The organism is Protofrankia symbiont of Coriaria ruscifolia, assembly GCF_900634745.1.
Lineage (GTDB): Bacteria > Actinomycetota > Actinomycetes > Frankiales > Frankiaceae > Protofrankia > Protofrankia californiensis.
Window position 1 is genome coordinate 1 of sequence record NZ_CAAAFR010000090.1, and the last position, 15217, is coordinate 15217.

At 66.9% G+C, this 15217-nt stretch carries 13 protein-coding genes, 2 pseudogenes and 1 riboswitch; of the genes and pseudogenes, 6 read left to right on the forward strand and 9 right to left on the reverse strand.

The features are described from left to right. Positions 1 to 582 precede the first annotated feature (582 nt). The 3 genes from CV1CTNOD_RS11845 to CV1CTNOD_RS11855 all read right to left on the reverse strand — a co-directional run bounded on the left by CV1CTNOD_RS11845 (position 583) and on the right by CV1CTNOD_RS11855 (position 2040). On the reverse strand, positions 583 to 786 hold the full coding sequence (locus CV1CTNOD_RS11845; RefSeq protein WP_131786163.1) for a hypothetical protein: 204 nt from the start codon (positions 784 to 786) through the stop codon (positions 583 to 585). After that, on the reverse strand, positions 779 to 1204 hold the full coding sequence (locus CV1CTNOD_RS11850) for a hypothetical protein (RefSeq protein ID WP_131766861.1): 426 nt from the start codon (positions 1202 to 1204) through the stop codon (positions 779 to 781). Before CV1CTNOD_RS11850 ends, CV1CTNOD_RS11845 begins: the two co-directional genes overlap by 8 nt. A gap of 83 nt (positions 1205 to 1287) precedes the next feature. After that, positions 1288 to 2040: a GntR family transcriptional regulator gene (locus CV1CTNOD_RS11855; RefSeq protein ID WP_131766862.1), complete on the reverse strand. Its 753-nt coding sequence runs from the start codon at positions 2038 to 2040 to the stop codon at positions 1288 to 1290. A 93-nt stretch (positions 2041 to 2133) separates the two neighbouring features. Between CV1CTNOD_RS11855 and CV1CTNOD_RS11860 the strand changes: the two genes are divergently transcribed. Next, positions 2134 to 3258, forward strand: a complete 1125-nt coding sequence (locus tag CV1CTNOD_RS11860; RefSeq protein ID WP_165485459.1) for a DUF1152 domain-containing protein — start codon at positions 2134 to 2136, stop codon at positions 3256 to 3258. Positions 3259 to 3562: 304 nt separating this feature from the next. Here CV1CTNOD_RS11860 and CV1CTNOD_RS11865 read toward each other — a convergent pair whose 3' ends face one another. Together CV1CTNOD_RS11865 and CV1CTNOD_RS11870 are read right to left on the reverse strand one after the other, a co-directional pair. Further along, positions 3563 to 4159, reverse strand: coding sequence for a histidine phosphatase family protein (locus CV1CTNOD_RS11865; protein WP_347402924.1), 597 nt, complete (start codon positions 4157 to 4159; stop codon positions 3563 to 3565). A 158-nt stretch (positions 4160 to 4317) separates the two neighbouring features. Beyond that, positions 4318 to 4647 (reverse strand): hypothetical protein, encoded by a 330-nt coding sequence (locus CV1CTNOD_RS11870; RefSeq protein ID WP_131786166.1) that lies wholly within the window; start codon positions 4645 to 4647, stop codon positions 4318 to 4320. A gap of 136 nt (positions 4648 to 4783) precedes the next feature. Between CV1CTNOD_RS11870 and CV1CTNOD_RS11875 the strand changes: the two genes are divergently transcribed. Together CV1CTNOD_RS11875 and CV1CTNOD_RS11880 are read left to right on the forward strand one after the other, a co-directional pair. Further along, positions 4784 to 5617, forward strand: a complete 834-nt coding sequence (locus CV1CTNOD_RS11875) for a transposase family protein (RefSeq protein WP_131786167.1) — start codon at positions 4784 to 4786, stop codon at positions 5615 to 5617. A 183-nt stretch (positions 5618 to 5800) separates the two neighbouring features. Beyond that, positions 5801 to 6271 (forward strand): HIT family protein, encoded by a 471-nt coding sequence (locus CV1CTNOD_RS11880; protein WP_242606616.1) that lies wholly within the window; start codon positions 5801 to 5803, stop codon positions 6269 to 6271. A gap of 97 nt (positions 6272 to 6368) precedes the next feature. Here the strand turns inward: CV1CTNOD_RS11880 and CV1CTNOD_RS11885 are convergent. Continuing rightward, positions 6369 to 7859, reverse strand: a pseudogene (locus CV1CTNOD_RS11885) (Tn3 family transposase); the annotation flags it as partial. A gap of 52 nt (positions 7860 to 7911) precedes the next feature. Beyond that, positions 7912 to 8523 (reverse strand): hypothetical protein, encoded by a 612-nt coding sequence (locus CV1CTNOD_RS11890; protein ID WP_207386372.1) that lies wholly within the window; start codon positions 8521 to 8523, stop codon positions 7912 to 7914. 621 nt (positions 8524 to 9144) lie between these two features. On the opposite strand from CV1CTNOD_RS11890, the gene CV1CTNOD_RS11895 reads away from it, so the two are divergent. Further along, entirely contained in the window at positions 9145 to 10455 is a 1311-nt protein-coding gene (locus tag CV1CTNOD_RS11895) for an MFS transporter (protein WP_431607102.1), read from the forward strand. Between the two features lie 323 nt (positions 10456 to 10778). Here the strand turns inward: CV1CTNOD_RS11895 and CV1CTNOD_RS11900 are convergent. Beyond that, positions 10779 to 11699: pseudogene (locus tag CV1CTNOD_RS11900) on the reverse strand (aminoglycoside phosphotransferase family protein). Positions 11700 to 12235: 536 nt separating this feature from the next. On the opposite strand from CV1CTNOD_RS11900, the gene CV1CTNOD_RS11905 reads away from it, so the two are divergent. Beyond that, a complete protein-coding gene (locus tag CV1CTNOD_RS11905) occupies positions 12236 to 13147 on the forward strand; it encodes an LLM class F420-dependent oxidoreductase (protein ID WP_131786172.1) in 912 nt (303 codons plus the stop codon). Positions 13148 to 13337: 190 nt separating this feature from the next. Beyond that, positions 13338 to 13838 carry an NUDIX hydrolase gene (locus CV1CTNOD_RS11910; RefSeq protein WP_131786173.1) on the forward strand — a complete coding sequence of 167 codons (501 nt, stop codon included), beginning with the start codon at positions 13338 to 13340 and terminating at the stop codon, positions 13836 to 13838. 250 nt (positions 13839 to 14088) lie between these two features. Here the strand turns inward: CV1CTNOD_RS11910 and CV1CTNOD_RS11915 are convergent, their stop codons facing one another. After that, a complete protein-coding gene (locus tag CV1CTNOD_RS11915; RefSeq protein WP_131786174.1) occupies positions 14089 to 14496 on the reverse strand; it encodes a transglycosylase family protein in 408 nt (135 codons plus the stop codon). Positions 14497 to 14498: 2 nt separating this feature from the next. Next, positions 14499 to 14675: riboswitch (cyclic di-AMP (ydaO/yuaA leader) on the reverse strand. Between the last annotated feature and the right edge of the window lie 542 nt (positions 14676 to 15217).

Below are 15217 nucleotides of genomic sequence, written 5' to 3' on the forward strand. Positions count from 1 at the left end.
TCGGGCGTCAGAGCCATAGAAGTTTCATTTCGAATGTTACGTTTTGATTCGAAACAAAAATACGAAACGATACTGATTGATGCTGGACGGCAAAGGGACCGCTGGTGGAGCCGCGTAGCTCTCGTCCTGACTCGGCGTCCTGTTGCAGGACTCGGGCCTGCGTCACCAGCTGCCAAACGACGCTGAGTGGTGGCATAGAGGGGCCAGAAGGTCGGGAGCAGGCACAAGCTTGAGACACAGGCGCCCTCGGAACGATCTGATCGCGCTTCTCCGGCGCGGCCCTGTCCTGCTATGAGCTGCCAGCGAGGATCGCGGCCAGTCCGGACGAGACCCGCGCCATCATCGGCAGGGTCTCCTCACCCGCAGGGCTGGTCGAGAGAGCATGAACGCGCTGTGCGGAAACATGTCTTCAAAGCGGACTGGCATCCGATGCGGTCCTATGACGATCATTCCCTGTCCCGTACCGGCTCGACTCTTTCCCGCCAGGCCACTCTTCTGGCCAGTGGACTAATTAACTGGCCAGAAGAGTGGCATATGCCAGTTGGCTTGCAAAAATCGCTTACGAAGATCTCTTTATGCTGGCTATCGTCTGGGTGACTGGGCCGGGATAGCGAAGGTCACCGAGGCGACCCGGTAGCTGGAGTAGCCATGGTACGTAGCGTGCGCATCGGCTTCGGCAGGTGACGAGAACATCAGCACGACTTCCGCGACTGACGGGATCGGGTCGGCGTCCGGGAGATGGACCAAGGCGTAGAGGGCCGGACTGGTGCGTTGATCGTCAAACACGCTGTCCCTCCTCACGCTTGCCGTCGGGTGGAGTATCGCCATCGTCCGGTGCGACGGGAAGACCGTACGGGTCAACTGCCTGGGCCGGGGCGACCTGAGCCAGTACCCGGACAGCCTCACGCCAGGCATCCCGTGCCGCCGCCACCTGTTCGAACGCGGCGCGTTCGGCTCGGGCCAGCTCCTGCGCCCGGGCGTCCGCCTCTATCCAGACACGCCATGCGCGTTCCTCTGCCGCCGCTGCCGCGTCGGCGTCCGGCCAGGCGGCTCCGTCGCGGACTCGCCAAATTAGCGTGAGGTCGACGTCACCGTCAACGCTTGCCAGCCGTGCACGCGGAGGCACACCGGCTTCGACCGTACGGATCAGTTCCTGTTTACTCATTCCCAGCTCTAACACCATCTCGTGATCGGATACAGCCACCTGCGATCTCCTCTCTCGGTGGGACGGTTAGGTGCAGGGCACACGGACTGCTCGCCTACATATGGAGCGGGAACGGTGCTGAGCTAGTCGATCATTGAGTAGCCCTGTTCGAAGGTCCACTTGTCCGGTGGGTATACGGCCTCGGCGAACTCGATCGGGCGCTGCTGGGCGTCGTACACCGTGTGGTGGACCATAAGCACAGCTGACGGCCCGTTGCCAAGCTCCAGTTCCATACGCTCGGTGTCGGTAGCGAGCCGCGCGGCGATGGTGTCCCGTGCATATTTGCCTCGCCGGCCGGTCTTCTCCTCGACGTAGGCGAGGGTGCCTTGTCGGATTCGCTCCCGCTGGAGGAGCAGCGGCGCGACCTCCGCCAGCGCCGGGGAATACCAGGATGTCGACACCTCCGAACGAGGACCGCCCTCGGAGTTCGTGATCCGGCGACGGCGGATGCCCTGCCCCGGATACGGCAACTCCAAAGCCTCCGCCGCATACTCCGTTAGATCCGTGATCTCCGCAGCGGCGATTTCCGCCCACTCGTCGGTTGCATAGACCTTCCCGGTCTCGCGCGAGTGCCGGTAGCGGTCCCGGGCACGCCGGTGTAGGCGTATCTGGTCCAGCACGAACGTGCCCGCCCCCTGCCGTGAGCCCACCAGTCCCTGGGTACGCAGCGCTTCCAACGCCTTCGTCGTCGTCGGCCGGCTGACCTTCCAGTCCGCGGCAAGGGCACGTTCCGACGGAACCTCGTCCCCGGGACGCAGGTCACCGGCCAGGATCTTGTCCCGGATGTGGTTGGCGATCTGGAGGTACTTCGGGAGGGCCTGTTGGATCTCCGGCATCACTGGCGACCTTTGGCTAGTGGTCAAGTCCAGTCGGACCATACGCCAATTTTCCCATGAACCAAAAAGGGCGTGATTCGTAGGCTGTTGGTCGTGGGCGTTCTCCTGGTAGCGGCCGGTGGCGGAGGTGACGCCTTGGCCGCAACGATCATCCACCGCATCCTTCGGACGTCCGCAGCCTTGCCACTCGTCCTCACCTACGCGTGGGAACGCCTGCGCATCGATCCGTTACCTGGGCCACGCGGCCCCGACGGCTTCACAGCTCTCGTTTCCGTTGGACGGTTCAACTGGCAGATCATGCCAAAAACGGACACGGTGCCGCCAGGTCGATCCACTCTCCCGCGTCTGGCCGGCCAGACAGATGCCCGCCTTCATCTCATCGATCCGAGCGGCGGGGCGGGCGGTATCCGCCGCCAAGTCACCGAACTGGTCGAGATCACCGGCGCAGACCGGGTATGGGTTGTCGACGTCGGTGGTGACGTCGTGGCCCGTGGCGACGAGCCCGGACTCCGAAGCCCACTTGCCGACGGACTGGCCCTCGCCGCATGCACGGGTCTGCCCGTCCCGGTCGAGATCCTCACCGCCGGTCCCGGACTCGACGGCGAGCTGTCCGAGTCCGAGGTTCTCTCCCGCGTCGAGGCACTCGGCGGACGGATCCTTCACCGGCTGCACAGTGACGAGGTACAGCCAGCACTCGACGTCCTTGCCTGGCACCCCACCGAAGCAACCGCCCTGCTCATCGCAGCCGCACTCGGAGCCCGTGGCACCGTCGAGATTCGCGACAACGGCACTCCGGTCGAACTCACCGACCACAGCGTCGACATCTACGGTGTCGATCTGGCTACCCTCGTCCCCAGCACCCGGCATGTCGCGTCCCTCACCGATACCGGCACGCTCGCCCAGGCCGAGGATGTCATCCGTCGTGTCTGCGGCATCTCGGAAATCGATTACGAACGCGAGAAGGCCCAGCGGCTGTCCAGCCCTCGCTTTCGACACCGTCGGCGTTTCGCCGAGGACCTGCGCCGCGATGCCGACGCCCACATCGCTGCGGCCCGCGCCAGAGGCATCGACTACCTGACGTTTCGCCGTCTGGCCGAAGCCCTCGACGTCTATCCTGACGACATCGCCGAGCTTCAGGCCAGGCTCCTGGCAGAGCAGGCCGAGCGTCCGGCTCTCCCCTTGTGGCCTGTTCGTAACTGCCGTTACAAGGAGGCGTAGGTGCTTTCGGTCGTCCCGACAGCTTTTTCCACCTACGCTTCCTTCCGCTGTAGGTGGTTTCCGCTGTGCGGACGACACTTTCCACCTACGGCTGGGGCGGCGGGTGCCGAGAACGCTGGGCCGGGCAGCCGATCGACTGGAACAGCTCTGATCATTCCTGGAGAGCTTTCCGGTGGTTCCTGCTGCTCACTGTTCGGATGAGCGGTGAGCAGTCGCGACCTCGTTCTCCGAGGTTTGCGAATGGTGTCGGCCCTTGAGGAACATCGGAACGAAAAGTCCCGTTAGCGGGCCGCAGGCAGGCGGCTTAGCGGGACTGGTCGTTCGGATGCACCCGGTCGGGGCTCTCGAGGCCCGGGCCCAGGGCGCTGCGCAGGTGAGGCCCGTCGAAGCTGAGCTTGTATGTCGCAGGCATAGGCATCGACAGCCAGAAGGCGCAGAGGAGCGCGCGGGCAATCCACGTGCCGTGCGTCGCGGCCAGGATCGTCGTCGTGGGCGATGCTGACGCCACAAGATCACAAACGGCGTTCCCTGCGCGGTTGGTGAGATCGGCGAGTGTCTCGCCGGTGCCGATGGCGAGATCGGGCTGATTCCAGCTCTGCTCGTAGTGGGCCTGCCAGTCTGGGGCCGGGGCCAGACCTGACCGCCACTCGCGGAGATCGTCACGGTGACATACGGGCAGTCCCAGGGCCTGGGCGGTCGGTTCGATGGTCTGGACAGCGCGAAGGTACGGGCTGGACACGACCTGCGAGACGCCGAAGCCAGCGAGGGCTGCCGCAAGGGCGGCCGCCTGCTCGCGGCCTGCCTTGGTGAGCGGCCGATGGTGCTCGTCAGGGCCATCGAGGGTCGGAGTGACGGACATGGCGTGACGGACCAAGAGCAGGACGACCATAAGAGAGATCATGCGCCGGCGGCGCTGTAGGAATCGAGGATAGATGGCGAGCGTCAGATGTCCGGCCGCTGACGTTGTTGGCGAGCGCTGGACCAGCAGCAGGATGCTGGCGGGCTGAGGGAGCGGGTCTCATGCTCGTCTGATCTATCTAGATAGGTCTGGAAATTGGGTTAGTGGTAGGCGCGGGCCTGGAGGGTGAATAGTTCGGCGTAGAGCCCGGCGGCGGTCATGAGTTCGCGGTGGGTGCCGTATTCGGTGAGCTGGCCGTGGTCGAGGACGGCGATGAGGTCGGCCATTCCCACGGTGGAGAAGCGGTGGGAGATGAGCACGGTGATGCCGCCGTCCTCCTGTCCGGCCTGCCCGGCCGAGGATGCGTAGCGCTCGAACAGGTCGTGCTCGGCGGAGGCGTCGAGGGCCGCGGCGGGTTCGTCGAGGATCAGCAGCAGGGGATGTTGCCGCATCAGGGTGCGGGCCAGGCCCACCGTCTGCCACTGAGCCATTCCCAGCAACGATCCGTGACGTTCGGTGACCGTTACGGGGTGTGAGCGTTCCTGGGGCTGTGACAGCGAAGGCGCGGGGCTCCGTTAGGAAGGTTGTTCCGACCAAAGAGCAACCTCGAAGGAACCCCGCGCCTCGATGAGTTTCACATACACCGCCGAGCTGCCTCTCGGCGATCACACCGTCTTCCGCCTGGCGAGTCTGCTGATCGCGGAACGTCAACGACGCGGCACCCGCACCGGCACCCGCACCCTGTCTACGCTGGAGCAGGCCGTGATGGTCCTGCGCTGGTTCTGCGACGGACTCAAGGCCAAACAGCTCTTCAAAGATCACGGCGTGTCCCGGTCCGTGGGTTACCGCTACCCGCACGAGGGCGTCGCCGTGCTCGCCTGGCAGGCCCCCGACCTGCGCGAAGCGCTGATGCGGGCCCGGATCGCCGGCTACGACCATGTGATCGTCGATGGCACTGTCATCGAAACCGACCGGCTGCGGGTGCCCGGCCCGACCGAGGGCGTGGACCTGTGGCGGTCCGGCAAGATCGCCAACCGCGGCGGCAACATCCAGGTCCTGTCCGCCCCCGACGACGGCTGGCCGCTGTGGGTTTCCGATGTCCGGCCCGGCCGCGAGCACGACTCCACCGCCCTGCGCGCCTCCGGCGCGCTGCCGATCCTCGAGGAGTGGGCCGCCGATCTGCACGAGGTCCTGTTCGACCTCGGTTACGAAGGGTTAGGAAGCCCGGCCGGTCCGCTCGCGATCGCGTACAAGAAACCCAAAGGCGGCACCCTCACCGACGAACAGAAGGCGCACAACCGGATCCACAACGCGCTGCGCGCCGTCGGTGAACGCGCGAACGCCCTGCTCAAGGTCACTTTCCGGCTGCTTCACAACATCACCATCGACCCCTGGAAGATCGGGCTCGTCGCGAAGGCCGCTCTCGTCATCCTCCACACCGAGTACCGCAGGACCACCTGACGCACACAACACCAACACGGCGTTGATGTCACTCAACGCCACCGACGGTTACCGGGAAAGGTTCAGTGACCTTCAGCCAGATCACACAACGTAGCGACCCGATCGATCATGTGCTTATGCTAACGTATGGCGCCCGTTGGCATAGACCGCGCAGACACAGCGCCGGGCACGGAGGGCGTGGATATGAGCAGCGAATGGCTTACCACGTTGGAAAGCGGCGAGGAACCCCAGGTTCTCCACCGAATGCGCACTGGATGGGCAGTGCTGGGCAGCACTCAGCATCTCCCCGGCTACTGCCTGCTCGTCTACGCCGGATCGGCAAACCATCTGACTGACCTTCCTCGCCCGGAGCGGATGGACTTTCTTTTCGACCTGTCCCTTCTCGGTGAGGCTGTCTCTCAGGTATGCGCGGCTCGAGACGAAGACTTTCTGCGGATCAACTACGAGGTGCTGGGGAACCTCTGGCCGCATCTCCACGGGCATGTACACGCGCGCTACAGCTGGGAGGAGGAGAGTCTCCGGGTCGGCCCCGTTTACCTGTATCGCGCGGAGCGGACGAAGAAGGAACATGCGATTAGCGCGGCACACAACCAGCTTCACGCCGATCTACGAGCGGCGCTATCCACCCTCGCACGCGACGCATACGACACGTGACGAGCGTCGCCGAACTCTTCCTGGCGGGGGATACAGCTACCAGCCGGACCCGGCATGCCTCGGTCCCTTCCCCGACCCGAGGCCTGACAGGCCGGGCCTACACCAGCGGCGCCGCGGTGGACACGCCGAGTGTCAGGCGGCTGGTCATGTCGAGTTTCACCTCGCCGTAGGGGGCGACATAGGTCCAGAACAGAGGGGTCAGCCCGCGCCGGTCGGCGTCGGTCAACTGCTCGGCCCAGTCGTCGTCGGCGAGCACGTCCTGGACCATGAGGGTGTTGACGTAGACGAGCGCGGCCTGCAGCACCCGCAGACAGAGCACGGAGAGCTCCTGCTCATCGCGGCGGTTGGTGGCGATGTCGCCGCCCTTGCCGAAGAAGATGACGCTGTTGGCGCGGTTCCAGGACTCGACGACGTTCAGGCCTTCGTTGATCTCGCGTTGCAGGTCGCGGTCGCGCAGGTAGCGGGCGACGAAGAGGGTCCGCTGCGCCCGGCCGACCTCGATCATTGCCTGGTAGGTGGGGTGGATCGCGTTCGTGCGGGTGAATCGGCGCAGGATCGCCTCGACGGAGGCGGTGCCGGTCCGGATCGCGGTGGCATATTTGATCATCTGGTCGTACTGTTCGGCGACGAGATCCCAGCGGATCGGCCGCGTCAGCACCGGCGCGAGCCGCGGGTAGGTGTCCGGCTCGCCAGCAGCCGGCCGGTAGAGACGGACCTTGTTGATCCGTTTGATGCGGGGCAGCAGGTCAAAGCCGAGTAGCCGAGTGATACCGAAGCCGATCTCGGACTGGCCGTGGGAGTCGACGTAGTTCCCCTCGACCTCCATCGCCGTGCCGTGGCGCATCGCGCCCTCGACCATCGCCGCGAGCAGCGCCAGCAGCAGCGGGTCGGGGTGATCGCGCAGGTGTGACGGGGACTCCACCGCGGCCCGGGTCCGCCAGGCCGCGACCATCCGCGGGGCGACGTCGGCGAACAGCCCGTCGGGCAGGTCGACCGCGCGGACCGCCCGCAGCTTGCGGATCTCGGTGAGCATCGAGTCCAGGCTCACGTTGCCCGGCACCGACTTGATCAACGCGAGCACGGAATCCTCGCCGGTGTCGTCGTCCGGGACGTCGACAGCGACCAGGGCGCGCAGCCGGCCGGCGATATCGGCAGGCAGACGCCCGGCGATCCGGGCGGTCAGCGCCTGCTCGGCCTGGTGCAGCGCCGAGCGCACGATCCGATCAATCCGGCCGGCGGCCGGAGGTTCGATCCGCTCGATGCGGCAGCGCGCCAGCAGTTCACCGCGGACCAGCTCCGAACGCCGCTCGGTCTCGCACACGTTGCCGGCCAACCACTCGGCCAGCTTGTCCGCGTCGGCGACCGAGCACTCCCGGAAGCCCAGGTGCTCACGGATCTGCGCCCGGTGGTACTTGATCGTGCGGCCGGTCCACTCGTAGAAGCCCATGTCGCCGGGCTCCACCCCGACCTGACGGGCCACATACTCCACGGCTTCGTCCGGCAGCTCGCTGCGGCCCCGCGGGAACCGGCCCAGCTGGGTAAAGAACTTCAACAGCACCGCGAACCCGAGCCGCGTCGGCCCGCGCTTGCCAGCGATCAGATCCCGCTCGTCATCCAGCAACGTCCAGTGCTCAACGAGCTCATCGAGATCCAGCATTCGGGCCACGGCCGAACATCATGGCCCGGCTCGCCGGGCGCCAACAGCCCACGCCCACAAGGAGGCACAACACAAGATCACCCGCGTTTGCACCTGCTGACACGTTTCTTACCGGCACCCGTTGTTGGGCGAGGACACTGGAGGGCGTCGCGGGTGCCGTCGAGACGCAGACGCCGGTGACCTCGTGTGCCCATGCTCCGTAGGCACGGTCCGCCGCCGCCGACTCCAACCATGCCGACCGCAGGTCGGCGGCTATGTCCCTTCCACCGGGTATGGCGTTGACGGTGAGCCCGTCCAGTTCGTTGGCGAGTGCGTCCCGACCGGTCGCGGCGCTGAGAAGATCGGCCTCCGCGCCGCTCAGGTCGGTGCAGTGGGCGACCCGCTCAACCGCGGCGCCGACGGCGCCCCTGGTGGCCCCGCTCCCGGTGAGCAGGCTGTCGATGGTCCCCGCAGGGGCCGTTTTGCCCGTTTCGTCATAGCGCGGGTCGGGACGAACAGGAGGGGTTTGCGCCGTGGACGGCGACGCCGTTCCGCACGCGGTGCAGAAACGGATGCCCGGTCGTTGGGACGACCCACATGCGACGCAGGTCCACACCATCGCCTCCTACGGGCGTGGAAACGCCCCCGTAGGACGCGGACAAGATTCATGCCGGAAGCCATGGCATCAACTGGTGGCGAGACCATCGAAAACTGGCCGGAAGATTGTCGGGCGTCCCCGCGAAGTCGAATCGAGTCACACCTTTTTCTTACGTTCGGTAGTCACGGATGGCAGGTGCCCGCGCTTCACCTCCCCTGAAGACCCTCACCGTCACCGTGGTATCGCGACCGTGCAATACTGCGCCCTGATCAACCGATGGGCCGTTCCCAGAGGCGCTCGCCGTTGTGGCGTGCCGACCGGTCGGTCCAACAGGCATCACGATGACTGTCACGGAGCCGACAGAATGACGACATCGGGAACCAGTGCGTGCCCACACTGCGGCGGCTCGCCACAACCGGGTGACGCGCACTGCCCGGACTGAGGGAGGCCGTTGGACGGCCAGCCGCCGTATCCCCCGATCCAACGCCGGCCCCTGTCCGGTCCGCCATGCCCGAGCACAATCCCGATCTGGGGCCACCCGGTATCTGTGCTCGGCGGTGCACCGGATACCGATTCATGCCGCCGGATGCGTCAGAGCCTGAGCAAGCGTGTCGACGAGTACACGTTCGGCGGTGGTGGATGCGTCTGATGGTCGATATTCGTCCGCTGCGGGTTCGGCCGTACGGCCGGTTGTGGGGATCCACCGTCGTCACGGCGGTGGGCAGTGGGCTCACCGCGGTCGCGGTGCCGTTGCAGATCTACGACATCACCCGGTCATCGGTCTACGTCGGGCTGGCCGGGTTGGCGGGCCTCGGCCCGCTGGTGATCTCAGGGTTGTGGGCGGGCGCGATCGCGGACGTCGTCGACCGGCGCCGGATGATGCTGGTGACCAACCTCGGTATCACAGCCACGTCGATCACGCTGTGGGTCCAGGCGGTACTCGGACTGCGGTCGGTCGCGGTCCTGCTGGCGGTGGTCGCGGTGCAGGCGGGCCTGTTCGGCGCGAACACAGCCGTGCGGGGCGCGGTCGTCCCCCGACTGGTGCCGGCGGAGCTGCTTACCGCGGCGAACACGCTGCAGTCCTCCGTCCTCTGGTTGGGCTGGATCACCGCCCCGCTCCTCGCGGGGGCGCTGCTGCCGATGCTCGGAATCGGCGTGCTCTATCTCCTCGACGCGGCAGCGCTGGGCACGACGCTGTGGGCGGTGCGGAAGCTGCCCCCGCTCCCACCGGTGCACGAAGGTGCGCGCCGCGCCGGCCTCCGGGAGATCACCGTCGGCGTGGGATACCTGACGAGGCACAGGATCCTGCTGGTCGCCTATCTCGCCGACCTCATCGCCATGCTGTTCGGGAACCCCACCGCGCTGCTCCCACAGGTGGCACACGAGACCTTCGGTGATCCACCCGATGGGGGGTTCGCGATCGGCGTGCTCTATGCCGCTGCCCCGGCCGGCGCGCTGTGCGCCACCCTGCTGTCCGGGACCTTCACCGGCGTCCGCCGGCACGGCGTGATGGTGACCGTGGCGGTGTGCGCGTGGGGGCTGGCCATCACGGCGTTCGGGTTCTCCCGCAGCCTGCTCCTGGCCGGGTTCTTTCACATGTTGGCAGGTGCCGCGCTGATCATTCTGAGCGTGTTCCGCAAGACCATCCTGCAGGAAGCGGTCACCGACGAGATGCGTGGGCGGATGCAGGGCATCGACGTCGTCGCCGCCGCCGGCGGCCCGCAGCTGGCCTCCCTCGCCCACGGCGCGGCCGGCGCCGCGCTCGGCACCACATGGGCCGTCAGTGGCGGCGGCATCCTCACCGTGGCGGTGATGCTCGCCACCGTCCTGGCCTTCCCCGGTTTCTGGCGCTACCGCGCTTTCACCCACCCGGTCCACCGACTCAAGGAGTCCACCGAGGCTGAGTCGTCAGCTGTGAGAACGCGCAAAGCCACCCAGGCATCCCCATAAGCCCAGCCGCTGTCCAGCCCTCGCTTTCGGCGCTGTCGGCGTTTCGCCGAGGATCTGCGCCGTGACGCCGACGCTCACATCGCTGCGGCCCATACAGGGGCATCGACTACCTGATGTTTCGCCGTCTGACCGAAGCCCTCGACGCCCGTCCTGACAACATCGCCCAGATTCAGGCCAGGCTCCCGGCAGAGCAGGCCGAACGTCCGGCTCTCCCCTTGTGGCCTGTTTTATGAGGAGGCGTAGGTGGTTTCCGCTGCGTGGACGACACTTTCCACCTACGGCTGGTGGCGAGCTTTCTCCGTATCCAGGGATTCGCGGCCGTGTCATGCGGCGTGATGATGGTGATCGGCGAGGGCTTCGTCGATCGCATGCCGGGCGATGCGGGCGAGCACGGGGTTGCTGACCCGGTAGTAGGGCAGGGCGATGAGCCCGACGGACAGCGCCCATCCGCGACCCCGCGCCCAGGTCGCGTCATCAACCCCCACCGCCGCTCGGAACATCTCCCGGACTGCGGCGGGCAGGAACGTCCACGCGGCCATCACGTCACACGCCGGGTCGCCCACACCCAGACCGCCGAAGTCGATGACGGCGCTCAGCCGGCCGTGGCGAGCCAGCAGGTTCCCCGCGAGGAGATCGCCGTGGATCCAGCGGGGCGGACCCTGTCACGCCGGTGCCCGCAGGGCTGCCTCCCACGCCGCGGTCACCGCGCCGGTATCGAGCACGCACAGGGAGCCGATCGCAGCGCGGGTCTGGGCGTCGCGTACGGCCAGCGGCACGCCGCGCAAGAAGTTGTGCTCCCCCGGGGGCGGTCCGCCGTCGGGGTCGATCCGGTGCAGGGCAGCGACAAAGCTGCCCAGCTCGGTAGCCGCATGGTGTGGATCGGCGATGCGTTCGGTGGTCGCGTTCTCGCCGTCGAGCCACCGGTAGACCGACCAGGACCAGGGATAGCCCTCGGCGGGCCTTCCCTTGCCGAGCGGGACCGGGATGGCGAGCGGGAGGAGCGGGGCCAGTAGAGGCAGCCACCGGTGCTCCTTGCCCACCTGCCCGGTAGCTCTGCGGATGCGGGGGAGCCGCACGGCCATCTCCTCGCCCAGCCGATAGATCGCGTTGTCGGTGCCGGCTGAGTGGACCGGCTCGACGGGAAGGTCCCCCCACTGGGGGAACTGCGCCGCGAGCAACCGGCTCACAAGCTGTGCGTCGATGTCCACCTCGCCGACGTGCATCCTTCCGGCGGACATCGGCATCTCCCCAACTTCTCAACCTGCGGCGAAGGCGGATCAGCGGCGCGATACGGACACCGCAACCGTGCGGGGACCGACCGATGACGCAGCCCTCCGTGCCGGGCGCCGGATCCATGTCACGTTCCGGGGCGGAGCCTGTCCACTTCTTTTCGGTCGGCTGTCGTGTCCGCTGCCACGGGGTCGGTAGCCCCAAGGTCGGTGGCTGGCGTCTCGGTAGCCGAATCGTTGTGAGGACCACAGCGGGGCAACGGTCGAAATGACGGAGCCGACCGGTACCTGGAGGGACACTCACTTTATGTGAATCTTCCGCGCTTCCCGCACACGGGCTCCAGATTTTCGATCATGGCTGGACGCCTGGAACGCGGAGCGGGTCCCTCAGCCGACACCCTCTGGTGTGTCTGCGGCCGGGGGCCGGCGCCTACGAGCACGTACACCTCGTCGCGACGTAGGCATCCGAGACATCACTGAAAGCAACTATATCCACCGTGTCCGGTCATGCCGGGTCCACGGGTGAAGGTCTACGAGTGAAGGCAGGACCGATGCGTGTCGGAATATATCTGGACGATCAGGGACGGTCGCTGGACGTGGTCGTGGAGGCGGCCCGCGACGGGGCGAAGGCCGGCTTCGCCAGCGCCTGGCTGACCCAGTTCGCCGGTTGGGACGCGCTCACCGCGTTGGCGGTCGTGGGCCGGGATGCGCCTGGTATCGAACTTGGAACGGCGGTGGTACCGACCTATCCCCGTCATCCCCTGGTGCTTGCCAGCCAGGCGCTCACGGTTCAGGCGGCCGTGGGCAACCGGCTCACTCTGGGCATCGGCGTGAGCCACCGTGTCATCGTCGAAGAGCAGTTCGGCTACTCGTTCGACCGGCCCGTCGACCACCTTCGGGAGTACCTGTCCGTGCTGGGCCCGCTCCTGCGTGGGGAAAGCGTCTCCCACCGGGGCGCAACCCTCACAGCCGTCGGCGCTGTCGACGCGCCGGGTACCAAGCCGCCGTCGCTACTGATCGGTGCGCTCGGCCCCGCGATGCTCCGGACGGCCGGCGAGCTCGCCGACGGCACAGTCACCACCTGGACGGGCCCGGCGACCCTCGCCGACCATATCGTGCCGACGATCACCCGGGCCGCCCGTGCGGCGGGCCGGCCGGATCCCCGTGTGGTGGCCCTCACCTTCGTATGCGTGACCTCGGACGCCGACGCGCGCCGGGGGTGGGTTGCCCAGCGGTTCGCCATGGTCGGGCAGCTGCCCAGCTACCGCGCTGTATTCGACCGGGAGGGCGTGGACGGTCCGGGGGACACGGTCATCCTCGGCGACGAGGCTTCCGTCGAACGCCAGATCCGACGGCTGGCGAGCGCCGGTGTCACGGAACTTGTGGCGCTGCCGATCGGGTCGGCGCAGGAACAGGCGACAACGACCGATCTGCTCGTCGGCCTCAACACACGTGCGGGCTGATCCGCAGGGCTGACCTGGCGGCTTGGCGGGCTGATCTGGATGGCTGATCTGGTTCGCAACCGGCCCGGCATACCGGTGGCTCGCTCCGGCGGCTCTCCGCCTGCGAACGCGGATCGTCCACGCTGCGTGCGAATACAGTCATAACGGCTGGGCGTGGGGGCGAAGCAGGTCGGTTGTTGCTGCCGGAAGGGTGAGTGGGTTGTTGGAGGACGCGGAGGCGCAACCGGTTCTCACGCGGGAGCTGAGGCTCGCGGCATACGTGGTCTGCATCCGGGACGGGCAGGTGCTGCTCGCGCGCTTCGCCGGGACGAACGACACGTTCTGGACGCTGCCCGGCGGCGGTCTCGATCACGGGGAGGATCCCGCTGCCGCGGCGATCCGCGAGGCCGAGGAGGAAACGGGATACGACGTCGTGATCGAATCCCTGCTCGGCCTGGACTCGATACGTCGCTGTTTCCAGCGTAATGGGGGTATCGAAGCCGACCAGCACACCCTGCGGGTCATTTACGCGGCCCGGGTGGTCGCCGGCGAGCTCCGACACGAGGTCGGCGGTTCGACCGACCAGGCCGCGTGGGTTGATCTCGACCAGGTCCACACCCTCGACCGGATCGATCTGGTCGATATCGCATTGGAGCTCGAGCGGATGCGCCCGCCGCTCGGCCGGGTGGATCGGGATCGCTCCCGGCTCTGAATCCATCTGGAATTATCCATCCGGGATTCTGGATGGTCACCGGCCGGCAGGCCGTCGTCCGGCACGGGTTCGGACACGATTTCGGAATTAGCATCCGGGTCCGCTGCGCGGCCGCTGCGACGAGGGAAAATCCGCAGCCTAGATACTGATCAACAACAGATCTTTCGGATTTCCGATCAGGCGCCCGGTGGAGATCCGACCGGAGTCCGATCTCCACCGGGATATCGCCGGCTACCCGGGAACGAACCAGTTAGCCGATCTTTCCAGCCCAGCAGTGCTTGGATGCGTACCACGGACTCGTGCCCTGCTGCGCGTAGAGGATGCGAGCGCGTTTCCACTGCTCCTCGGCACTGGCATTCTGCGGCAGGCCGGACCCGCCGACACCGCGCCAGGTGGGGGGCAGGAACTGGAACAGCCCCCCCGCGCCGATCCCGTTGACAACGCTCGGATTGCCGTTGGATTCACACTGCACAATGGCGGACAGAACCCGGTCCGCGGACGGTGCCGCGCTTGCCGGCTGGGACATCGCGATGCTGCTGCCGACAGCGGCAACAACGGCCGGGACGGCGATCATTGCGCGGGTACGCGTCGTGATTCCTGCGCGGATACGCTTCTTGGCGTGCCTGGCTCCGCGATCGCGAGTACGTGCCTGGGACATGGTGATGCCCTTCCCCACGCCTGCGAGGTTAGCTGTCGGGTTCGGGCTGGGACTGCCCGGCCGCGTTCTGCGGCTTCACCCCGAGGACGTCTGATACGCGACGCCCGAAAAGTGGTTCCCCCGATCCTGCCATTGGTTTGATTTCCGTCGGCCGGGGCAGGATTCGGCGTGCCGCCCGACGTGCACCTTCTTCGCGAAGGCACGGCGCAGACCATACGCACGGTGCCGACCCGGAAAGCAAGGGCAGGCAGGCGGCCGTGAACATGAGCACACTGTATTCTGATGTTGATGGTTGCCCCGGCCACCGGGTAACGCGCGCGCACGCGCACTCATCATCTAATCAGACCCAATCTGCCGGAGAATTGTAGCGATATTGCCACGCTCTCGGGTAGTCATTTCGACTGTGCATGGTGTGGGCGACCGGGTCGAATTCGTGGTCGTCGAAGTGGCCGTCGAATGCCTGGACGTGCTGCGTGGAGAAGCGTGGAGAAACTGGTGGCGGTCCCGAACGCGTGTATCGTGTCGGGCCTGTCCGTGGCACCTTCAGCACTCGTGCGCGCCGGACCCGCTACCCGGAAGGAGACCGGGGAAGCAGCCCCCCAGCACCGTCTCGCGCATCCGCCCGTTCGGACGGGCTACCGCCGGGCCGCGGCTGAGAGGTGAGCTCCCGTCCTCGACGGGGACAGCGCGGGACGTGGCCACGTCCGGTTCCGGGTGGGTG